Raw genomic sequence first — 21,503 nt, 5'->3', positions numbered from 1 at the left:
ATGCAAGCGACGATTGCCGGCAAGACCGTGGCCGACTGGCAGGCCAGCCACCCCTTATTGACGCCTTTGATGGCCTTGCAGCCCTTGGCGTGGTTCAACCCGGCGCTGGCGCCGGCGGCGGAAGCGCTGGCCGACGTCGGTTTGAGCCGGGCCGAGGTCGCGGACGCCGACGCGCGGCTGCGCCGCTTCGCGCCCTATCTGGCGCGGGTGTTCCCGGACGCGGCGGCCAGCGGCGGCATCATCGAATCGCCGCTGCTGCCGCTGCCGGCGATGCGCGCGGCCTTATGGGCCGAGGCCGGCTTGGAGAGTGGCGGCAGCCTGTGGCTGAAGGCGGACAATCTGCTGCCGATTTCCGGCTCCATCAAGGCGCGCGGCGGCATCTACGAGGTGCTGAAGCATGGGGAAGACTTGGCGCTGAGCCACGGCCTGCTGCGGGCGGGCGACGATTACGCCAGGCTGGACAGCGCCGAGGCGCGCGCCTTCTTCGGCGGCTACCGGGTGGCGGTGGGCTCCACCGGCAATCTGGGCCTGTCCATCGGCATCATCAGCGCCAAGCTGGGCTTCCAGGTCAGCGTGCACATGTCGGCGGACGCGCGGCAGTGGAAGAAGGATTTGTTGCGCAGCCACGGCGTCGAGGTGGTCGAGTATCCGTCCGACTACAGCGTGGCGGTGGCCGAGGGCCGCAAGCAGGCGGCGTCCGACCCGCGCTGTCACTTCGTCGACGACGAGAACTCGAAGAACCTGTTCCTGGGCTACGCGGTGGCGGCGGAGCGCCTGCGCGGCCAGCTGGCGGAGCAGGGCGTCCGGGTGGACGCCGAGCATCCACTGCTGGTGTATCTGCCTTGCGGCGTCGGCGGCGGGCCGGGCGGGGTGGCTTTCGGCCTCAAGCTGGCGTTCGGCGACGCGGTGCACTGCCTGTTCGCCGAACCCACCCACGCGCCCTGCATGCTGCTGGGCGTCTACACCGGGCTGCATGACGCGGTGGCGGTGCAGGACTTCGGCATCGACAATCTGACCGCCGCCGACGGCCTGGCGGTGGGCCGTCCGTCCGGCTTCGTCGGCCGCGCGATGCAGCGGCTGATCGACGGCTATTACACGGTGGACGACGGCGAGCTGTACCGCTTGCTGGCCTTGCTGGAGCGCGAGCAGGGATTGCGGCTGGAGCCGTCGGCGCTGGCCGGCATGCCGGGTCCGCTGCGGGTGCTGAGCGAATCCCAGGGTTATCGCCAGCGCATGGGCTTGAGCCCGGAGCGGCTGGCGCGCGCCGCGCATCTGGTATGGGGCACCGGCGGCGGCATGGTGCCGCCGGCGGAAATGGACGCCTATCTGGCGGAAGGCCGGCGGCGGCTGTCGACGTGAACGATAATGGCGGCATGCTGAATCTTCCACCGCGCGCCGGCGTCCGGCTGGACGGCGCACAATGGTCCAATCTGCACACCTTCGCGGCGGCGGCGCGGCATCTGAGCTTCGCCCGCGCCGCCGAGGAACTGTGCCTGAGCGCCAGCGCGGTCAGTCATCGCATCGCCCGGCTGGAACGGGCGCTGGGCACCCGCTTGTTTCTGCGGCTGACCCGCAGCCTGCGGCTGAGCGAGGACGGCGAGCGCATCTACCAGGCCTGGCTGGCCGGCCAGACGCAATTGGAGGCGGCCCTGAATCCACGGGACGACGCCGAGCCGGCCGGCGCGGTGGCGCTGTACGCGCGGCCGTCGCTGGCGCAATGCTGGCTGGCGCCGCGGCTGGCGGATTTCGCCGAGCGCCACCCGCGCATCGCGCTGGACGTTCGCAGCGGCAACGAGATGGTGGATTTCCGCGCCTGGAACATAGACCTGGCGCTGTACTACACGGCCGGCGATTTTCCCGGACTGGACGCGCAATGCCTGATGGACGAGCAAGTGGCGCCGGTGTGCAGCCCGGAGTACGCGGACCGGCATAAGCTGCGCGGCAATCCGGCGGCCCTGGCCGCATGCCTGCTGCTGCACGACGCCCAGGCCTGGGAGCGGGCGGCGCACGACGCCGAATGGCGCGAGTGGGCGCGGCGGCGGGGCGCGGCCTTGTCGTCGCGCGGCATGAGTTTCGACCGCTCCGATTTGTGCGCGCAGGCGGCCGCGCATCACGCCGGCGTGGCGCTGGGCCGGCGGCGACTGGTGCAAAGGCAGTTGGAGCGCGGCGAACTGATTCTGCCGCTGGGGCCGTTCGAGCCGCTGGGGCCGCAGGCGTATTACCTGGTGCGCGCGCCGCAAGCGCCTTCGCCGCGGGTGCGGGCGGTGATGGACTGGCTGCGGGTTTGCGCGGCGGATTAGGCGTCCTTCCCCTTTTCGCGCCCGCCCCCTCGCGCGCCTTCCCGGCGGCGTGCTAGTCTGCTCAAGTTCAATGTCATGTCGACCGCGGGAGGCGCTTGATGATCACCCTGTATCAGTTCGGCCCGGCCATGGGCTTGGTGGACCCCAGCCCCTTCGTGATGAAGGCGGACCTGTTGCTGAAGTTGTCCGGCCTGTCCTACCGCCGCGTGCGCGGCGACATGCGCAAGGCGCCCAAGGGCAAGCTGCCTTATATCGACGACGACGGCCAGATCGTGCCGGACTCCACGCTGATCCGCCTGCACCTGGCGGACAAGCACGGCCTCACGCTGGAAGCCGGTCTCAGCGAGGAGCAGAAGGCGCTGGCCTGGAGCGTGGACTGCATGTTGGGCGATCACTTCTACTGGGGCATCGTGCATGAACGCTGGATGGTTGACGAGAACTTCGCGCGCGGTCCCAGCGTGTTCTTCAAGACGGTGCCGGCCTTGTTGCGCGGCCTGGTGACGACGCTGGTGCGGCGCAAGGTGCGCGCCAATCTGCAAGGACAGGGCATGGGCCGCTTCAGCGCGGCCGAGCGGCTGCGGCTGCTGGAGACGGACGTGGCGGCGCTGTCCGCCCTGCTGGGCGACAAGCCCTATTTCATGGGCGAGGCCGCCACCTGGATAGACGCCAGCGTCTACGCCTTCGTCAGCAGCGCCTTGACCGACGCGATGGGGGAGACCGCGTCGCGGACGCTGGTGGCGGCGCGGCCCAATCTGGTGGCGTATGCGGAGAGGCTGCGGGCCGAGTTTTACGGCTGATGGGCCGGGTGGATTCGCCGCGCCGCAGTAAGAACCTGTTTACGATCTGCTGCGCGTCGGCGATACGGCGTTGAAAACATCTTCGAAATGCTCATGTACCACGTGTACATTCCGCTTTTTCGCTCGTTTCCGTCTTGTCTCGCCTTAGCTCGCGAGAGCGTAAACACGTTCTAAGACAAAAACAAAGGGGAAAACATGAAGTTGGGGAAACTGTTGCCATGGGCGGCCTGCTTGTGCGCGGCCGGCGCCTGGGCGGACGCCGCGCTGGACTACGGACGCTACGGCATTGATCTGAACGGCATCGATCCGACGGTGCGGGCGCAGGACAATCTGTCGCTGCACGCCAACGGAGGCTGGCTCAAGCGCGCGACGATTCCGGCCGAGCGCTCCTCCACCGGGGTGGCGGAAGTGCTGGCGGAGCGCAATCTGGAACGGCTGCGCCAGCTGATAGAGCAGGCCGGGCAGGGCGAGGCGACCGGCGCCGAGGCGCGGCAGATCGCCGCCTTGTACCGCAGCTTCATGGACGAGGACGCCGTCGCCCGACGCGGGCTGGAGCCGCTGCGCGAATCGCTGCGGGCCGTGGCCGGTCTGGGCACGGCGGCGGAGGCGGTCCGTTATATGGGCCGCCTGCAGGATCAGCCGGTGGATACGCCGTTCCGCTTCTATGTCGGCCAGGACCCCAAGGATTCCGCCGCCTACCTGGCCGGCGTCGGCCAGTCCGGCCTGGCGATGGACCAGGACTACTATCTGGGCAAATCCGCCGACTTCGCCGCCGCGCGCCAGGCTTATCTGGCTTATCTGGAGCGCTTGTTCGCGCTGGCGCAGATCGACCAGCCGCAAAGCCGCGCCCGCGACGTGCTGGCCTTCGAGACGCGGCTGGCGAAAATCCAGTGGACCAATGTCGAAAACCGCGACATCCAGAAAACCTACAACAAGTTGAGCCTGGCCGAGCTGGGGCGCCGGCAGCCCGGCTACGACTGGACGGCGCTGCTGGCCGACGCCGGCCTGGGCGAAGCCAAACAGCTGAACCTGGACCAGCCCGGCTATCTGAGCAAGCTGGCGCCGCTGCTGCGGGCCGCGCCGGCGACCACGCTGCGCAACTACCTGTTGGCGCGCACGCTGGACGCCTACGCGCCCAGCCTGACGCCGGCCTTCGTCGACGCCCACTTCGACTTCTACGGCAAGACGCTGGAAGGCCGCAAACAGAACCGGCCGCGCTGGAAACGCGGCGTGGGCATGGTGGAAAACGGCCTGGGCGAGGCGCTGGGCAAGCTCTACGTGGCGCGCTACTTCACGCCGGAAGCCAAGCGCCAGGCCGACGAGCTGGTGCGCAATCTGCTGAAGGCCTACGACCAGTCCATCGACACCCTGGACTGGATGAGCGCCGCCACCAAGCGCCAGGCTCACGTCAAGCTGTCCAAGTACACGCTGAAGATAGGCTATCCAGACAAGTGGCGCGATTACGGCGGCCTGCAGCTGGCGCCGGACGATCTGGCCGGCAATGTGCGGCGCATCGCAAGCTTCAACTACCGGTATATGACCGACAAGCTGGGGCAGCCGGTGGACCGCAAGGAATGGAGCATGACGCCGCAGACGGTGAACGCCTATTACAACCCGGCCAATAATGAAATCGTGTTTCCGGCCGCCATCCTGCAGGCGCCGTATTTCGATCCCGGCTTCGATCCTGCGGTCAACTACGGCAGCATAGGCGCTACCATAGGTCACGAAATCAGTCACGGTTTCGACGACCAGGGCAGCCAGTTCGACGGCGACGGCAATATGCGCAACTGGTGGACCGCCAGCGACAAGGCGCGCTTCAAGGCGGCCACGCGCAAGCTGGTCAAGCAATACGGTCGCTACCAGCCGGTGCCCGGCCACTACGTCAACGGCGAATTGACGCTGGGCGAGAACATCGCCGACAACGCCGGCCTGGAAGTGGCGTACAAGGCCTACCGTCTGGCGCTGGGCGGCAAGACCGCGCCGCTGCTGGACGGCATGAGCGGCGACCAGCGCTTCTTCATCGCCTTCGCCCAATCCTGGCGCAGCAAAACCCGGGACGAGGCCACCCTCAAGCAGCTGGTGTCGGACCCGCACACGCCGGACTTGTGGCGGCCTATCGGCACCGCCAGCAATATGGAACCGTTCTACCAGGCTTTCGGCGTCAAGCCGGGCGACAAGATGTATCTGCCGCCCAAGCAGCGTTTCCATTTGTGGTGGTAAGAGCCGGCTCATAATCTGCTGCGCTGCGTGAGACGCCGCACGGTGAGTACCGCTTCGAAATGCTCATGTACCACTTGACCATTCCGCTTTCTCAGCCGTTTTCGCCTTGTCTCGCTCTTGCTCGCAAGATTTTGAGCAGGCTAAAGGACATTCTCAGAGTAAACGTTTGAGTTGGCCGGGCGTGAGCCCGGCATGGCGGCGGAACATGGCGATGAAGGCGCTGTCCTGCGCATAGCCCAGTTCCGCCGCCACCCGGCTTACGCTTTCCCCCTCGGCCAGCAGCCGGCTGGCCTCCATCATTTTCAATTGCCGCCGCCAGGCGCTGAAGCCGAGGCCGGTCTGTTGCTGGAACAGCCGGTTGACGGTGCGGGCGCTGGCGCCGGCCTGCGCGGCCAGTTGCTCCAGCGTGGCCTCGTCGCCGGGCTGCTGCAACAGCTGCTCGGCGATGCGCAGCAGCCGCCGGTCCTGCGGCAGCGGCAGACTCAGCGCCTGCTCCGGCGCGCGGCCGGCCTCGTCCAGCAACACCTCCACCAGCCTTTGCTGCGCCGGTTCCAGCGGCGACAGCGGCCATTCCGCCACCCGCACGATCAACTCCCGCAGCAACGGGCTGACGGCGATGACCTGCGGCCGCCGCGGTAGCGCGGGATAGGCCGCCGGGTCGAAGTACAGGCTGCGGTAGGCGAAGGGCTTGCCGGTTTCGGCCTGGTGCCATAGCCCCGAAGGAATCCAGGCCGCCATCGTGGGCGGCAGCACGCAGCGGGTATGGCCGATGCGGATTTGCAGCACGCCGCTGACCGCGTACATCAGTTGCGCGCGGCGGTGGCGGTGCAGGCCGGAATCATGCGGCGCCGGCGCGTCTATCGCCATGCCCACGATGGGGTCGGCGAGTTGATCCGGATCCGGGGCCGTGGCGGGCTGGTAGCGCGGCATTATGTCCGATTCTCAATGTTTCATGGCTATCCATCGATAATAGGCGGGACTTCGTTCTCCTACAATCCGTGCTCGATGTTTGAAGGAGAACAAAAATGAAATCCGCGATCCGTGCGGCGCCGCTGGCGCTGCTGATTCTATTGCTGGGTTTTCCGCAATTGAGCGAAACCATTTACGCGCCGGCCTTGACCGAGATCGCGCTGGCTTACCATGTCAGCGCCGGCCAGGCGCAATTGACGATGAGCGTCTACTTCCTGGCTTTCGCCTTCGGCGTGGTGTGCTGGGGACGTTGCGCCGACGTGTACGGACGACGGCCGGCTCTGCTGGCCGCTTTGGCCTGCTACGGCGCGGGCGCGCTCCTGGCCGTGCTGAGCCGCGATTTCGCCGTGCTGTTGCTGGCCCGCCTATTGCTGGCCTTCGGCGCCAGCGCTGGTTCGGTGGTGGTGCAGACCATGCTGCGCGACCGTTATCAGGGCCCGGCCTTGCTGGCGGTGTTCGCCACCGTCAGCGCCGCCTTGTCGTTGTCGCCGGCGCTCGGCCCGCCGCTGGGCGCGTTGCTGGTGGCCGGTTTCGGCCACCAGGGCGTGTTCGCCGCCTTGTGCGGCTTGGCGGCGCTGTTGCTGCTGCTGTCCTGCAAGCTGGCCGGTGAGACCCGGCCGGCGGACTTGCCGCCGCCGGCGGCGTTGGGCGCGGTGGCGGCCAGGATGGCGCGCGATCCGCGGGTGCTGGCCACGGTATGGCTGGTGGCCGGCTTCAATCTGTTGCTGTTCGGCTTTTACACGCTGGCGCCGTTCACGCTGCAATTGCTGGGCATGCCGCCCTGGCTGTTCGGCCTCAGCGGCTTGCTGGTGGCCGCCGGCGGTTTGTTCGGCGCCTTCGTCAACCGCCGCTTGGCGGTGCGCGGCGGCGGCGAACGCTTGCCGCGTCTGGCGCTGACGGCCGCCACGGTGGCGGCGCTGATTCAGTTGTTCAGCGCCTGGCCGGGCCTTTGGCCGATCGCGGCCGTCGGCGTGTTGCTGGTTTGCCAGCTGGCGATCGCGGCGGCCTTCGGCTGCGCGATTCCGCCCTTGCTGGCGGAAGCGTTGAGGGATTATCGCCAAGTGCAAGGCACGGCCGGCGCGCTGCTGGGCCTGATGTACTACCTGTTGATCGCCGGCGGGCTGGGCCTGATCAGCGCGGCCTATCAGCCCCATGTCTGCTACCAGCCGCTGGTCATGGCCTTGCTGTGCGCGGCGATGTGGCCGGCGGCGCGGTGCTTGAGCCGGTGAATCCGCCTTCCCAAAAAAACAGCCCGCGGCGATACGCCGACGGGCTGTTTGTTTGGTTGGCGCGCGGTGGAGCCTATGGCGACGAAGGGCTTACCACTTGTCCTTGTCGCCGGCGAACAGGTTTTCCTCCACCTTGCGCTTTTTGCCCGCGGCCGCTTTCTTGCCGGCGGCTCCGGCGGACGCCGTAGCCTTGTCCGCGGCGGGCGCGGGGGCGAGTTCGCGCAGCTGCAAGCCGCCGGGCGGCACCTGTTCCAGCGGGATGCGCACGTTTTCCAGATGGCCTTGCGACATGGTGGGCGTGACTTTGTCCACGATCACTTCGCAGCAGTCATACTCGGTGCGCCCCAAGGATTGTCCGGTCTGCGGATCCTTGATTTCCTCGCCCAGCGAGACCAGCTTGTAGCGCGCGCCTTCGCGCACCGACTGCCCGCCTTGGCTCAGCACCACATTGTTGCCGGTGCGGGACGCGACGGTGATCGGGAAGGTCCGCACCAGGATGGCGTTGACGACGCGATCGACGATCTGGCCTTCCATGCCCTGGCGTACCTGCTCCGGGCTGCCGTTGCCCAGCTTGCCCACATTGCCCTTGAGCATGCTGGAGAGCTGAACCTGGCGGTTGGCGACGTTGATCACCCGCTGCGACAGCATCCAGTTGCCGGCGGACTTGTCGTAATTGAACGCGCTGATGTGGCCGGTCCAGATCAGGTCGGCGCTGACGGCCTGGCTCATCTTGGAACGTTCCGCAGACGGCGCCTGTCCCGAGCCTATCAGGTCCAGTTCCTGGCGTACGTCGTCGCCCAGTTCGCGGTCCAGCACGGTGAAGCGGCCGGTGTTGGTCAAGGCGTCCAGGGTTTGCTGATGGATTTCGCGGGCGACTTGTTCCGACGGCACGGCAACGCCGGCCACCTTGAACGAGTCCCGATCAATCATGATCGGTCCCACGACGATCCGCAGCTTGCCGCTGCCGGCCGGCTGGCTGAACTTGGCGATCTTGGCTTCGATCGTGGCCTTGTAGGTCTTGCTCAGCAGGCCGGGCTCTTCCAGCTTGACCAGTTTGAAGCCGGTGACCACGCCGCCGGACTCCTGCTGGACATACTCGGTGAAGGCGTTGGCGCTCAGTTGCGCGGCATCCTTGCCGGCCGCGGCGCTGAGCGTGGCCTTGAGCTGTTCCGAAGCCATGTCGAAGGAAACGCCGTTGACTTGCTTGATCGCCAGTTTCAACGCTTCTTCCACCGCCTCCGCCGCGCTGGCGCCGGTTCCGGTGGCGCTGGCCGCCACCGATTCCACCTTGCCCACGTCCGGCATGGCTTGCGCCAGGCTCTTGTTGGCGGCTTTGGCTGGCTGGGGCTGAGCGGCTTCTTCCTTTTGGGAACAAGCCGCCAACGCCAGCGCCAGCCCTGCCGCGCCAATAGCGAGAGTTAACTTCATGCGCCCTCCAGAGCGGAATCCGCTGGCTTACAGCGCTTGGGTCGCGTCTTTGGGCACGGGGATGTCGTTGCTCTTGGCGAAGCTGACGGCCTGTTTCAGCGTTTCATACAGATTCTTGCTGTTGCTGGGCAGGCTGGTCAGGATGTAGGAGCCGGTGGACAGTTTGGGCAGGTCCATCGGGGACGCGCTGCTCAAGGCCGATTTGAAGCCGTCGAACTGCTTGGTCATACCGGCGTATTTCAGCAGGCCTTTGCCCAGGGAAGCCAGGCCTTCGGTGTAGGTTTTCTTGGCTTCGGCGTCCATGGCGCTGCCGGAGGCTTTCTGACGCTCGCTGATGATTTTGGAGACGTTGCTCTGCACCGAGTCGGCTTTGCTCAGATTGTCCTTGGTGGCGCCGGAGGCCAGGGCGTCGGCTTCCGCCTTGGCCAGTGCGGCGGCGTCTTTGGCGCCCAGCGCGTTGGCCATCTTGTACTGGGACAGCAGGATTTCCTTGTTGGCGGCCACGTAGGAGTTCACCAATTGCTCCTGCTGGGACACCAGGTCGGCGCCGGCGGCGCTGTTGTTGTTGCCGCCGGCCAGGCTGGTGACGGCGTCGAACATGCCGGCGTGGGCGGGAACGGCTGCCAGGGAAGCGGCGGCCACGGCCAGGGCGATCAGGGTTTTGCGCATTATCATCTCCGGTTGATTTCAGGTGTTGTTGTGGTTGGGGGGTTATTTGAGGCCGACGTTGGTCATCTGGCTCAGCAGTTCGCGGGCGACGTCCTGCGCGGCTTTTTTCAGCGCGTTGACTTGGGCTTCTTCTTCGGTCGGGCCCAGGCCGGCGGCCTGGATCGGGCCGACTTCCGCCTTGGTCTCGGGGATGGATTCGCTGGCGTCCAGCAGCTTGCCGGTGGCGGCCACGGAGACGCGGTACATGCCGGTGGCAGGGTCGGTGTCGGCCAGGCGCACGTCCAGGGTGCCGTAAGCGATGTAAGGCACTTTGGCGTTCTGCAAGCCGTTGGCCACGTCGCGCTCGGTTTGCGGCTGCAAGTCGTTGCCGGACTTGAAGTCGGCTTCGACGCTCTTGATTTTCAGCAGGCCTTTGCTGTACGGCTCAAGGTAGGCGGCGTCGACCACCTTGAAGCCGGCGGAGGCGAACACGCCGTTGAACACGCTTTTCAGGTAGTTGCTGGGGAAGATGGTGTAAGTCTTCTTGGTGGCCTTGCGAGTGGTGCTGCCGCCGGTCTCCGCCGACGCGCGATAGCGGGCGGCGTTCTTGCTGGCCTTGCCTTGCTCCTTGACTTCGACGCTCTGGTACTCGCGATCATCGAAGCGCTGCGAGGTGTCGGTCTGACGAGAAACGAAGATGAAGGTCAGCTTGGACTTCTGGCCGTTGCCGGCCTGGGCCACCGCGGAAGTGGACTTGACCGCGTTGTTGAGTTGAGACACGTTCAGCGTGGCGCGGACAGTGACGGTGTACTGACCCATGTCCGGGCGGTCCTCTTCGCTGAGGATGGCGGTTTCCAGAATGTAGCGCTCGGGGTCGGCTTTGACCTTGTCGCGTATCGCGTCCAGGTTCTGAGTCTGGGCGTCGCCGGCTTCGGCATAGTGTTTTTCCACCGCGCGCAACTGGGCCTGCAGCAGCGCCTGGGCCCGCACTTCCGGCGTCACTTTCTTGCCGAACAGCGAGGTTTCGTATTTGACGGTGGCTTGGCCCTTGGCGGTGGCCGTGGCGGCGCTGGCCTGGTGGCCCACCACCAGCAGCAGCGATAGCAATAGTGCGCGGATCATTTGCATGACTTGAGTAGCTCTTGTGTGGACGAAATTTGTTTGTCGATATCCGAGGCCGAAGTGGCTGATTTCAGCCAGGCGCTGCGGTTGCCCGCCAGGTTGTCGGACAGCTTGTTGTACAAGCCTTTGAGGGCGTCGTAGTAGGCGGGGAAGTCGTCTATCGTGTCTTGGGACGCCGGAACGAGCTTGACCTCGCCGTTCTTGAAGTCAGCGTCCAGATAGCGCTTGCCGGAAACCGGCTCCTGGATTTCGATATGGGAGTAGGCGCCGTAAATGTAGCTGGCGCCGGCGGCGGCTTCGCCGCTCTTGATGCGTTTGAAGCGCGGCAGATCCAGGGTGATGGCGTAGTCCGCCTCCGGCAGCTTCAGCATGAAGACTTCGCCGTCGGAGATGCGCATGGACATCACATTGCCGATGGCGTAGCCCTTGGAGTAAGGCAGCAGCGGCACGTCGGTTTTACTGGACAGGCTCTCGGCGAATAGGTCGGCCACCCAGGTTTCGGCGGTGCCGGGAGTTTGGGTCAGTTTGGCGGGCAGCGCCTGAAGGGCCTCAGGCCCCAGCTTGACCTTGGCGACTTGCAGGTAGCGCGGCACCTGATTGGGCAGCGCAGCCTTGTTCACGATGTCGGCGAAGCGGGCGATGATGCCCGGCTTGTCCTGATCGCCGAAGTACACTGCCTGGAAGCGCCGCTGCATTTCCTTGGGGCTGGGTTCCCGGTCGATCAGATCCAGGTGCGCGAAGCTGAACGGATAGGAGCGCAGCACCGTCATGGTCTTGAAATCGAAGAACATGGCCTGGGCGTTGACCTGGGTCATCAGTTTGGCCACGCCGCCGAATTGTTCCGCCGATACGGTTTCGCCGGTGATGACCAGGGCCAGCACAATCGCCTGATCCTGGCCTTTCAATGAGGAGAGGCCGGCTTGATTCAACTCGAAGTGGCGCGGCTGCTTTTGGCTCAGCGCGGCGTTGAGTTGCTTGTTGAGCGGAGCACCGGACGCTTGCAGCGTTTTTTCCAGACGCAGGCTGTAGGGAAAGCGGGCGGCGACGGACTTGCTGTCTCCGGAGTAGGCCAGTCCGGCGAAAGTAACGCTGGCGGCGTGCACGGCATTGACGGCGAGCAAGGCGAGCAAGCCGGTCAGGCAAGATAATAGAAATTTGTTAGGCATTGCCGAATCCATCCTCATTCTTTTTTTTGGGTGAATCTGGGTGCTGTTATGCACGACTCTAATAGTTCACCTGTGAATAGTCCACAAAACAAAGTCCAGGATGATACACCCATGACATTCGGTATTCCATATGTTTAAAAACTTACCTTATTAATAATTGCTAGGCTTATGAACACAATGGAATGGCTGGAGAAGCTGGTGAGCTTGGGCAATGAAGCTGGTGGTTTGCAGCCCGGCGAAGGGGAGGGAGCGGCGGTGGAAGTGGGCTGATTGCTTGAATATTTTTACTGATTTGTGGCATCGTGTTGAAAATTTCAAACAGCAATGGAGAGCAGCGCGATGAAGCAGGCCAGCGATATCATTGTGTTCCAGCGCCACGACGTGGCGGTGGAGTCTTTTGTGGCGGCGGAGGATCGCCGCGTCGCCGGCGAATGCAGGCAAAGCGTGGCCAACCATTATTCCGACCCCAGCGGCCAGTTCCACGCCGGCATCTGGAGCGGCGGCCTAGGGCGCTGGAAAGTGCGCTACAGCGAGCACGAGTTCTGCACCTTGCTGCAAGGTCGGGTGCGGGTCAGCGACGAGGCCGGGCACAGCGTGGAGTTGACGCAGGGCGACCATTTCGTGATCCCCGCCGGCTTCGTCGGCGTCTGGCAGGTGCTGGAGCCGGCTTGCAAGACTTACGCGGTGTTCGAGCCGCGGCAGCCGCAGGAATAGGGCGGCTGCGCTGAAATGCGAAACAGCCCCGCACTGCGGGGCTGTTTTTCGTGGCGGAGGCGCTGAGCTTAAAAAGTGAAGCCGGCGCCGATGTACATGCCGTCGGCCAAGCGGCGGTTGCGGTTGCCGTCCTTGCGTTCGATATCGAAGTAGCGGTAGCCGGCCTCCACGGTGAACGGGCCGATCGGGTTCCAGCGCACGCCGGCGGCGAGGTCGCTGACGTTCTTGACGCTGCCGCTGGCCATGCTGTCGCCGGCGTAATAGGCCTGGCCGTAGAGGCTGACCTTGGGCGCCAGCTGGATGTTGGCGCGGCCGCCGAGCAGGGCGGCGGTGCCGGAGCCGCTGTCCGGGTTCAGGCCCATCAGTTTGCCGCCGCCGGCCAGGGTGACCGGGCCCAGCGGAATCGCGAACTCCAGGCCGGCGCCGCCGGCGTTGCCCTTGTGGTCGCTGTTCAGGTAGTCGATGGAAAGACCCAGGCCCAGGCCTTGCGGGGTGCGGCTGAATTGCTGGAAATCCTTGCCGGCGATGAAGCTGTAATCGGCGGCGTGGGCGGCGGCGGCCAGGGAGAGCAGCGCGGCGGCGGCGCCCAGTTGCAGAGTTTTCATGGGGTCACTTCTCTTGGGTGAGTTAGACAACAAGGGAAGTGACCGCTTTTTAAATGACAAGTTCGCATTCCGCCCAATATTTCTTGTGCGGATCATTCGCTGGCGAGCAGGTTTTCCAGTTCCAGCAGCCGGGTCTTGAGGGCGGCCACTTCCGCTTCCAGTGCGGCGACGCGGCCGGCGATGCCCACCTCGATCACGCCGCAGCCGTTGTCGCCGGAGACCGGCAGCGCTTGCGGCTCGCCGCTGAGCAGATGGGCCCAGCGCGCCTCGCGCTCGCCGGGCTGACGTTCCAGCTTCAGCACCAGCGGCGGGTATTTGTCGGCCAGCGCGTTGAGGGCGGTTTCCACTTCCTCCACGCCGCTGAAGCCGTAGATGCGGCCGGAGCGGGTGCGGATCTCCGCCGCGGTCTGCGGCCCGCGCAGCATCAGCAGCGCCAGCGCCGCCAGTCGCGCGCCTTCGATATTCCATTCGTAATTGAGCCTGTGCTCGTACTTGGCCACCCGGCTGCCGGCCGGCAGCCGCTCGCTCGCCAGCTTCTTGGCGATCAGGCTGTCCAGCGCCGCGCTAATGTCGGCTTCGGACAGCTGCATCACCGGTTCGCGGCTGGTCAGCTGATTGCAGGCCGAGGCCAGGCCGTTCAAGGTCATCGGGTAGGCGTCCGGGGTCAGCGCCTGTTTTTCCACCAGGGCGCCCAGCACGCGCACTTCATGCGCTTCCAGTTGATGTGTGTCCATCCATGTCTCCGCTTGAGGCTGCCGACGCCGGGGGCGGCGGCGGGCCGGATTGGCATGTAGCGATTCTAGCGCGGTTGGCAGGCCCTCCGCACGGTGAGATCATGGTCTTGGCTTGACAGCGGCCGGCGCGCTTGCCACGCTGTGCGGTTTTTGTCGATGCTTGGGGAGTGCGCGATGACGCGAGTGGACGTGTTGCTGGTGGAACTGGGCCTGGCGGCTTCGCGCACGGCGGCGCAGAACCTGATCGCCGCCGGGCGGGTCAGTTGCGACGGCGCGCCGGTGAGCAAACCCAGCCAGAAGTGCGCGCCGGGCTGCCGTTTCGATATCGCCGCGGATCCCTCCGATCGTTTCGTGTCGCGCGGAGGGCTGAAGATGCTGGGCGCGCTGGAGTCGTCCGGCCTGGACCCGCGCGACGCGCTGGCGCTGGACGTGGGCCAGTCCACCGGCGGTTTCAGCGATTGCCTGCTGCAACAAGGCGCGCGGCGGGTGGTGGGCGTGGACGTGGGCCACGATCAATTGCATTCGCGGCTGCGGACGGATCCGCGCGTCCGTTATTTCGAAGGGGTGAACGCCAGGGCCTTGGACCACGCGGCGCTGTTGGCGGCCAACGACGGCCTGCCCTTCGACCTGATGGTGTGCGACGTGTCCTTCATCTCGCTGACCCTGGTGCTGCCGTCGGCGTTGCCCTTGATCCGCCCCGGCGGTCATCTGCTCAGCCTGGTGAAGCCGCAGTTCGAGGTGGGACGCGAGGGTTTGGCCAGGGGCGGCATCGTCCGCGACGAGAGCCTGTATCCGCGGGTGCGCGACAAGATCAGCGAAGCGGTGCGGGAGCAGGGCTTCGAGCTGCTGAAATGGTTCGACAGCCCGATCACCGGCGGCGACGGCAACCGCGAATTCTTCATCTACGCGCGCAAGCGCTGAGCGAGGCGAAGCCCTGTTATGATGAGGGCATCGCCAGGCCCGCGCGCGGCGGGTATTATTCCGCTTGGCCGAACTCGCTTTGTTCGCTGCGCAGCACCATGACCGGGCAGTTGGCGCGGCGCAGCAGGTTTTGGGCGAAGCTGCCCAACAGCAGATGGGCGATGCCGCTGCGGCCATGGGTGCCGAGCACGACCAGATCGGCGTTGTGGCTGTCCGCGTAGCGCACCAGCAGTTCCGCCATGTCGGCGCCGCCGTCCCAGCTTTCCGCCATGTGAATCTGCACCTGCTCCACGCCGGCTTCCACCGCCTGTTTGCGCGCCTGTTCCAGCACGCGGTTGCCGTCGCGGAACGCTTGATCGTGCAGTTCGTGAGTGCCGAGCAGGCCGACGCCTTCCACCGCCAGATCGCGCAGGCTGGCGATGTGGAACAGGGTCAGGCTGGCCTTGCTGAACTTGGCGATCCGGATGGCTTCACGCAGCGCTTTGTCCGAATTGCTGCTGCCGTCCAGCGCGGCGATGATGAGTTGGTACATGTCCTTATGTCCTTTATGGCTGGTGAGACAGTGGGATTATCGTGACAGCATAACGCGGCGGGAGACTCAGGCCAAGCCGGCGTGGACCGGGCTTGACCTGGCGCAAGGCGTTGACGTCGGGCCGGGGCGGTGTTTTACAATTCGATCATCTGTTTAAGGGTTTGATTTGAAATGCTTGTTTTTCTATTGATCGTGGGCGCGTGCTTGTTGGCTTTGCTGGGATGGGTGCTGTACTCGCGCCGCGCGCCGCTCCAGGTCAAGCGGACGCGCGCGGAGGACAAGGTGTACGCCTTGAACACCCAGATCCGCGCGGTGGAGCCGCCGGAGCATTCCACCGGCGCGGCCTTCGGCGTGCTGCTCAAGGCCGCGCGCGGCGACCGCGCCGCGGTGGAGAAGTGGATCGTGGCCGAGCAGTACCGCGGCAGCGTGCCGGTCAGCCGCGAGGAGGCGATCGAACTGCTGGCGCGGCGCTTGCTGTTGAGCCGCAACTGAGGCGCTTGGCGCGAGTGAACGAAAACAGGCCCGCATGAGCGGGCCTGTTTGCATTGGTCAACGGGTTCTCAGGCCAGCAGACCCAGGTATTGACGCTCCCACGGCGTGATCTGGCTGTGGTAGTGAGTCAGTTCCACCTCCTTCACCGCCAGATAGGCGGCGCTGAACTCCGCGCCGAACAGCCGCTCGGCGGCGTCGCCCGCGGCCATCGCCTCGCAGGCGGCGTCCAGGGTATTGGGCAGGCTGGCGCGTTCGCTCTTGAACACATTGCCGGTGGCGGGCTCGCTGGGCTGCAAGCGGCCTTCTATGCCCAGCAGGCCGGCGCCCAGGCTGGCCGCCAGCGACAGATAGGGGTTGGCGTCGCAGCCCGGCAGCCGGTTTTCCACGCGGCGGCCTTCCGGGCCGGACACCGGCACCCGCAGACCCACCGAGCGGTTGTCCAGGCCCCAGCTCAGGTTGACCGGCGCGGCCATGCCCTTGACGAAGCGGCGATAGGAGTTGGGGCTGGGGCAAAACAGCGGCATCAGTTCCGGCAGATAGCGCTGCAGCCCGGCGATGAAGCCGTGGAAGGTGTCGGAGGCTTCGCCGTCGGCGCGGCTGAACACATTGTCGCCGCGCTGGTCCACCACGCTTTGGTGCAAGTGCATCGAACTGCCCGGCTGGCCCGGCAGCGGCTTGGCCATGCACACCACGCTGAGGCCGTGGCGGTTGCCTATCTCCTTCAGCGCGGTCTTGAACAAAAAGGTCTGGTCGGCCAGCGCCAGCGCGTCGCCGTGCTTGAGATTGATTTCGAACTGGCTGGGGCCCATCTCGTGGACGAAGGTGTCGGTGGCGATGCCCAGCATTTCGCAGGCGCGGTAGAGATCGTCGAAATAGGCTTCCAGATCGTTGAGCGAGGAGAAGCTGAAGGAGTCGAAGCCGGCTTCGCGGCGGCCGCTGCGCAGCGTGGGCGGCTGAAACGGCTGCTGCGGGTCGCCGTGGGCGGCGAAGATGTAGAACTCCAGCTCCGGCGCCACCACCGGCGTCCAGCCGAGCGCCGCGTAGCGCGCCAGCACTGCTTTCAGCGCCGAGCGCGGCGCCAGGGGCGCCAGGCTGCCGTCGTGATCGACGCAATCGCAGATCACGCTGGCGCGCGGGGTCTTGGCCCACGGCACCTGGCGCAGGGTGGCGAAGTCCGGGACCAGGGTCACGTCCGGATCGTGCTCGCCGTAGAAGCGGTAGTCCGGGAATTCGCCTATGCAGCTTTGAATGGGCACCGCGCGCGCGATGCGCAGCGGCTGCCCCTTGATGAAGGCCTTGGCCGGCAGGGTTTTGCCGCGGGCAAAACCGTGCACGTCGGCGAAAGCCAGTTCTACGTCACGAACATTCTGTTGAATCAGCCATTCGGCCAAGTCCGCCGGGATGGTGGCCTGGGACATGAGTCTCTCCCGATGCGCTTGCGCGTTATTGTTTGCATGTTTGGGTCTGTCTGTCCGTGGCGTTGTTTTATTTTTGGAGCGTTTGCTCTGCGGCCATTATGCCATCAGGCAGGGGCGGGAGGGCAAGCCCCGCATTGAGGCGGCAAAAAGCCCCGGCGAGACGGGGCTTGGGGAAATGCGGGGAGGGGAAGGCTTGGCCGCGGTTCGCGGCCTGAACGGAACCCTTACAAGCGGAAGCGGCCCACGGTCTGCTGCAGGGTGTCCGCCTGCTGATCGATGGCGCGCACCGCGTGCACGGCGTTGCTGACCGAGTTCTGGGTTTCCTCCACCACGCCGGCCACCTGTTCCACATTGCCGGCGATATTGGTGCCGGCCTGGCTTTGCTCGCCCATCGCCACCACCACGTTGTGCACGTGCTCCAGCGCCTGGCTGGCCTGCTTGCTGATGGCGTCCAGGGTCTGGGCCGCCTGCTGCACCTGCTCGACGCCGCCTTCCACCGCCGGACGGATTTCGTCCATATGCTTGGACACGCTGCCGGTTTCGCTGACCACCGCCTGCACGATGGTGGAGATTTCGTCGGTGGCGGCGGCGGTGCGTTCCGCCAGCTTGCGCACCTCGTCGGCCACCACCGCGAAGCCGCGGCCCATTTCGCCGGCGCGCGCGGCTTCGATCGCCGCGTTCAGCGCCAGCAGATTGGTCTGGTTGGCGATGTCGCGAATGGTTTCGGCGATGCCGCTGATGTTGCGGGTGCGTTCCGCCAGCTTGCCCACCATATCGCTGGCGTCATGCACCTGGCCGGCGATGTTGCGGATGCCGTCGGCGGCCTGGGCGGCCAGCGATTCGCCCTGGCGCGCCAGCTCCACGGTGTCGCGCGAGCCGGATTCGGTGTCGCGGGCGCTGGCGGTGACGTGATCTATGCTCACCGACAGCTGTTCGATGGCGGCGGCGGCGGAGCTGGTGGAGGAACTGGCCACGCCGGAGACGTCGTGCACCTTGTCCATGTCGCTGGAAAGCTGGCGGCTGGCCTGGTTGATATTGGTGGCGGCCAGGCGGATCTCCTCAATCATCTGGCGCAGCTTCAGCTGCATTTCGCGCATCGCCGCCAGCAGGCTGTGCGGCGGGCCCTGCACCGCGATGTCGGTGCCCAGGTCGCCGTCGGCGATGGCCTTGACCACCTGCGCCGCGTAATTGGGATCGCCGCCCAGCGATTGCATGATGCTGCGCGATACCAGCAGGATCAGCGCGGCCAGCGTGATCATGCCGATGCCGGCGATGATCAGCAGCGTGCGCGCCTGGCTCCAGAACAGCTGGTCGATGTCGTCGATGAAGATGCCGGTGCCCACCATCCAGCCCCAGGGGTCGAAGCGCACCACGCCGTTGAGCTTGGGAACCTCTTCCTTGCTGCCCTTGCGCGTGGTCTGGATGGTCACCAGGCCGTAATGGTCTTTCTGCAGCGCTTCCTCGTACACCGCCACCGTGGTGCGGCCGTCCGGCAGCGTGCTGCCCATGTCCACCTTGCCCACCCGGTCCTTGTTGGGGTGGAACATCACCACGTTTTGCGGGTTGCGGCCGAAGAAGTAGATGTCGTCCACCTTGAGCGCGTTGAGCGCGGCGATGGCTTGTTTCTGGGCGTCGGCGCGCGGCAGGCCTTTTTCTTCCAGTTTCTGGAAGTGGCTCATGGTGCCTTCCGCCATGCGCAGCAGGTGGGTGATTTGCTCGCGCTTTTCCTGGCCCAGCGTGGCGCGGGTGGAAAGCAGCGCCACGGCCGCGATGCTGAGCAGAGCCAGCAGGCTGGCCGCCATGATGATGAACAGTCTGGTATTGACCCGCATGATGTTCGCTTTTCGAAGGTGGATGTCTGATTGTGGGCTGTCGGCCCTGTCTTTGCCGGCGGCAAGGACAGGGCCGGGATTATCGCCTGTTCTAGTATGGTTTTATGACATTACAAGCAACAAGATCAAGGGTTTGGTATTAATACGGAAGGATGAACGCCGCTGGCGGCGGCGTTGCGACGGGGTTTTCAGTCGTGGACTTGCAGTCGGCCGCTGGCGATGGCGGCCTTGAACACCTGGTAATCGGCTTCCACCTGGTCGGCATAGGCCAGCGCGTAGCCAGCGATGGCCTGGTCCAGCTTGTCGCTGTCGCCCACATAGCCGGCCAGTTGGGCGGCCTGGCCGCCGGATTTGGAGTGGGCGCGCGCCAGCGCCCAGGCGCAGGCCTGGCCGTAGGCGGTCAGCGCTTCCGACGTGGCGAAGGCCTCCAGCGACGGCGCCGCCTTCATGTCGCGCAGCTGGCGCACGTAGAAATGGCGGCCGGCCGGGCCGGTGGTCCAGCCCAGGAACAGGTCGCTGGCCGCCTGCATCAGGCGCTGGCCGAACACCACGCGCTTGCCCTGGTGGCCATGCACGCAGGCCTGGGTGTAGGGCTCCAGCACCGAGGGACGCGCCTCCTTCAATTGCAGGAACAGCGGCTGGTCGAAGTTGTCTTGCAACAGCATCACCAGACAGCGGGTGCCCACGCTGCCCACCCCCACCACCTTGAACGCGCAGTCCACCAGCCGGAAACGCTCCAGCAACTGGCGGCGGTCTTCCTTCAGCGTGTCGATGTAGTTGTCCAGCATCGGCTTGACCAGCGCCTCGGCGTCGTCGGTGGACAGCCAGCTGTCGTCGTTGTCCAGCAGGGTGTTCTTGTCGTGCAGATGGAAGATCACCGGCGGGTTGTCGCGCAGGCGCAGCGTGCCGTCCTCCAGCTCCGTCATCTTGGGCAGCAGCTTTTCCTGGGTCTGGTGCCTGGCCTTGTCGGACAGCTTGAGCATTTGCTGGCGGATGGCGTCGGTGGGCGCGCGCTCCAGCAATTGCTCGAAGCCCACCTTGGTGTACCACAGCTCCAGCTGCCCCATGCGCGCGTACTCGTTGACGCGGCGGCGGTAGACCTCGCTGGCGCGGCACACCATGTCCCGCGCCTGGCTTTCGCTAAAGCCCTGGCCGCGCGCGGCCAGCACCAGGCTGACCGCCAGCCGTTTCAAATCCCACTCCCACGGGCCGTGGTGGGTTTCGTCGAAATCGTTGATGTCGAAGATCAGCTGCCGCTCGGGAGAGGCGAAGAAGCCGTAGTTCATCAGGTGGGCGTCGCCGCAGATCTGCAGCTTCAGGCCGCTGGACGGATTGGCGGCCAGGTCGGCGGCCTGGATCATGGCGAAGCCGCGGAAGAAGGTGAACGGCGAGACCTGCATCCGGCTGTAGCGCAGCGGAATCAGTCCCTGCACCCGGCCTTGGGAGGTGTGCTCCACCATGGCCACGACGTCGCGCGGCGCGCTGAGCCGGTTTTCCGCTTGCAGGGTGCGGGAGCAGGATTGGCGCAGCGCCTTGCCGGCGGCGTAGTGCAGTTCGTACTTTGCGTGGTAATTGGACATGCGGGCTCCTGGGCGAAGATCTCCTGTCCAGTGTAACCGCTGGAGGATTTTTGTCAGCGGGGAAGCGGCGCCGGACGACGGCCGCGCTTATCCACAGACTTGTCCCCGTTTCATCCACATTGCGCACAGCGCGGCGGGCGTTTTAAAAGTTGTACACAAGAGAGAAAGGCAAGCGGATGCAATCAAACCGGGCGTTTGGCGGAGCCACTTTGTAGTTATCCACAGTGTTGTGCACAGTTTGCGCACATTTTCCACAGCGGAGGGGCCGCGGCCGGCGCTGTCCACAGCCCGGCCGGGGGACGGATCAGCCGCGTTGCGCGCAGTCGTTGACCAGCTTGCGCCAAGCCTTGCTGTAACTGAGGCCGTGGGTGTTCACCGTCAGCCTGCTGGCGTCGCCGTCCGGGCGAATGAGGATTTCCAGCCCGTCCTTATTGGTGGCGGGGTTGGTCAGGCGCACGGCTTCGCCGCGCTCTCCGCCGCGCTCGCGTTCGATGTATTCGCTGGGGATGCGCAGCTTGCGCATGCGCTCGTCCAGGCAGTTGGCCACGACGGACGGCGGGGCCTTGGCTTTCAGCGTGGCGACCGGGTCGTTCAGATTGGCGAGAGCAGGCACCACCGCGCAGCTCAGGGCAACGCCGAGCGCGGTTTGCAGCAATAGGGATTTGCAGTGTTCGATCAGATTGGGCATGGCTTTAACTTGCAGAAGGACGACGTACCAGGGTTGGAAACGCCGCGTCGCGCGCAAGTTCGAGTTAGGCCGCTTGCAGGTGTTAAGGAGTTTGGGAACGGGGAGGGA

20 protein-coding genes are annotated in these 21,503 nt (G+C 65.5%); 8 read left to right on the top strand and 12 right to left on the bottom strand.

Annotated elements, in window-relative coordinates:
- The 4 genes from dsdA (at window position 1) to JW897_RS09425 (ending at window position 5,317) form a co-directional block, all read left to right on the top strand.
- On the top strand, window positions 1–1,359 hold the full coding sequence (gene dsdA, locus JW897_RS09440) for a D-serine ammonia-lyase (protein ID WP_205465897.1): 1,359 nt from the start codon (window positions 1–3) through the stop codon (window positions 1,357–1,359).
- 14 nt (window positions 1,360–1,373) lie between these two features.
- Entirely contained in the window at window positions 1,374–2,300 is a 927-nt protein-coding gene (gene dsdC / locus JW897_RS09435) for a DNA-binding transcriptional regulator DsdC (RefSeq protein WP_205465896.1), read from the top strand.
- A gap of 98 nt (window positions 2,301–2,398) precedes the next feature.
- Window positions 2,399–3,097, top strand: coding sequence for a glutathione S-transferase family protein (locus JW897_RS09430; RefSeq protein ID WP_205465895.1), 699 nt, complete (start codon window positions 2,399–2,401; stop codon window positions 3,095–3,097).
- Between the two features lie 195 nt (window positions 3,098–3,292).
- On the top strand, window positions 3,293–5,317 hold the full coding sequence (locus JW897_RS09425; RefSeq protein WP_240352139.1) for a M13 family metallopeptidase: 2,025 nt from the start codon (window positions 3,293–3,295) through the stop codon (window positions 5,315–5,317).
- A gap of 153 nt (window positions 5,318–5,470) precedes the next feature.
- On the opposite strand, the gene JW897_RS09420 is transcribed toward JW897_RS09425, so the two are convergent.
- Window positions 5,471–6,247, bottom strand: coding sequence for an AraC family transcriptional regulator (locus JW897_RS09420; protein ID WP_048413555.1), 777 nt, complete (start codon window positions 6,245–6,247; stop codon window positions 5,471–5,473).
- A gap of 95 nt (window positions 6,248–6,342) precedes the next feature.
- Here JW897_RS09420 and JW897_RS09415 point away from each other — a divergent pair, with 95 nt between their 5' ends.
- Window positions 6,343–7,515 carry an MFS transporter gene (locus JW897_RS09415; RefSeq protein WP_205465894.1) on the top strand — a complete coding sequence of 391 codons (1,173 nt, stop codon included), beginning with the start codon at window positions 6,343–6,345 and terminating at the stop codon, window positions 7,513–7,515.
- 90 nt (window positions 7,516–7,605) lie between these two features.
- Here the strand turns inward: JW897_RS09415 and JW897_RS09410 are convergent, their stop codons facing one another.
- Genes JW897_RS09410 through JW897_RS09395 form a run of 4 tightly spaced genes read right to left on the bottom strand, consistent with a single transcriptional unit; the run spans window position 7,606 to window position 11,879 of the window.
- Entirely contained in the window at window positions 7,606–8,943 is a 1,338-nt protein-coding gene (locus JW897_RS09410) for a CsgG/HfaB family protein (protein WP_205465893.1), read from the bottom strand.
- 27 nt (window positions 8,944–8,970) lie between these two features.
- The gene (locus JW897_RS09405; protein WP_081574403.1) at window positions 8,971–9,612 is read right to left on the bottom strand and encodes a hypothetical protein; all 642 of its coding nucleotides are present in this window, start codon (window positions 9,610–9,612) and stop codon (window positions 8,971–8,973) included.
- Between the two features lie 42 nt (window positions 9,613–9,654).
- Window positions 9,655–10,719: a hypothetical protein gene (locus JW897_RS09400; RefSeq protein WP_118266376.1), complete on the bottom strand. Its 1,065-nt coding sequence runs from the start codon at window positions 10,717–10,719 to the stop codon at window positions 9,655–9,657.
- Window positions 10,710–11,879 (bottom strand): hypothetical protein, encoded by a 1,170-nt coding sequence (locus JW897_RS09395; RefSeq protein WP_205465892.1) that lies wholly within the window; start codon window positions 11,877–11,879, stop codon window positions 10,710–10,712. The genes JW897_RS09400 and JW897_RS09395 overlap by 10 nt, the downstream gene beginning before the upstream one ends.
- Before the next feature lie 339 nt (window positions 11,880–12,218).
- Here JW897_RS09395 and JW897_RS09390 point away from each other — a divergent pair, with 339 nt between their 5' ends.
- On the top strand, window positions 12,219–12,593 hold the full coding sequence (locus JW897_RS09390) for a cupin domain-containing protein (RefSeq protein ID WP_048413680.1): 375 nt from the start codon (window positions 12,219–12,221) through the stop codon (window positions 12,591–12,593).
- A 68-nt stretch (window positions 12,594–12,661) separates the two neighbouring features.
- On the opposite strand, the gene JW897_RS09385 is transcribed toward JW897_RS09390, so the two are convergent.
- Both JW897_RS09385 and JW897_RS09380 read right to left on the bottom strand, forming a co-directional pair.
- Complete coding sequence (locus JW897_RS09385; protein ID WP_048413553.1) at window positions 12,662–13,198, bottom strand: YfaZ family outer membrane protein; 537 nt, start codon at window positions 13,196–13,198, stop codon at window positions 12,662–12,664.
- Between the two features lie 92 nt (window positions 13,199–13,290).
- Entirely contained in the window at window positions 13,291–13,932 is a 642-nt protein-coding gene (locus tag JW897_RS09380) for a YceH family protein (RefSeq protein WP_048413552.1), read from the bottom strand.
- 174 nt (window positions 13,933–14,106) lie between these two features.
- Between JW897_RS09380 and JW897_RS09375 the strand changes: the two genes are divergently transcribed.
- Window positions 14,107–14,853 (top strand): TlyA family RNA methyltransferase, encoded by a 747-nt coding sequence (locus JW897_RS09375; RefSeq protein ID WP_048413551.1) that lies wholly within the window; start codon window positions 14,107–14,109, stop codon window positions 14,851–14,853.
- Window positions 14,854–14,908: 55 nt separating this feature from the next.
- Here JW897_RS09375 and JW897_RS09370 read toward each other — a convergent pair whose 3' ends face one another.
- On the bottom strand, window positions 14,909–15,385 hold the full coding sequence (locus JW897_RS09370; RefSeq protein ID WP_048413550.1) for a universal stress protein: 477 nt from the start codon (window positions 15,383–15,385) through the stop codon (window positions 14,909–14,911).
- Between the two features lie 171 nt (window positions 15,386–15,556).
- On the opposite strand from JW897_RS09370, the gene JW897_RS09365 reads away from it, so the two are divergent.
- Window positions 15,557–15,877 carry a hypothetical protein gene (locus JW897_RS09365; RefSeq protein ID WP_048413549.1) on the top strand — a complete coding sequence of 107 codons (321 nt, stop codon included), beginning with the start codon at window positions 15,557–15,559 and terminating at the stop codon, window positions 15,875–15,877.
- A 68-nt stretch (window positions 15,878–15,945) separates the two neighbouring features.
- On the opposite strand, the gene JW897_RS09360 is transcribed toward JW897_RS09365, so the two are convergent.
- From JW897_RS09360 to JW897_RS09345, 4 genes are all read right to left on the bottom strand, one after another.
- Window positions 15,946–17,295, bottom strand: coding sequence for a glutamine synthetase family protein (locus JW897_RS09360; RefSeq protein ID WP_205465891.1), 1,350 nt, complete (start codon window positions 17,293–17,295; stop codon window positions 15,946–15,948).
- 224 nt (window positions 17,296–17,519) lie between these two features.
- Window positions 17,520–19,127 (bottom strand): methyl-accepting chemotaxis protein, encoded by a 1,608-nt coding sequence (locus JW897_RS09355; RefSeq protein ID WP_048413547.1) that lies wholly within the window; start codon window positions 19,125–19,127, stop codon window positions 17,520–17,522.
- 188 nt (window positions 19,128–19,315) lie between these two features.
- On the bottom strand, window positions 19,316–20,707 hold the full coding sequence (locus JW897_RS09350) for a DUF2252 domain-containing protein (protein WP_205465890.1): 1,392 nt from the start codon (window positions 20,705–20,707) through the stop codon (window positions 19,316–19,318).
- 304 nt (window positions 20,708–21,011) lie between these two features.
- A complete protein-coding gene (locus JW897_RS09345) occupies window positions 21,012–21,395 on the bottom strand; it encodes a hypothetical protein (RefSeq protein ID WP_205465889.1) in 384 nt (127 codons plus the stop codon).
- Window positions 21,396–21,503: the final 108 nt, after the last annotated feature.

Origin of the sequence: Chromobacterium alkanivorans, from assembly GCF_016937655.1 — a bacterium.
In the GTDB taxonomy this organism is placed as follows: domain Bacteria; phylum Pseudomonadota; class Gammaproteobacteria; order Burkholderiales; family Chromobacteriaceae; genus Chromobacterium; species Chromobacterium alkanivorans.
Note: the sequence above shows the minus strand (reverse complement) of the source record. Positions and strands in the feature narration are given on the sequence as shown.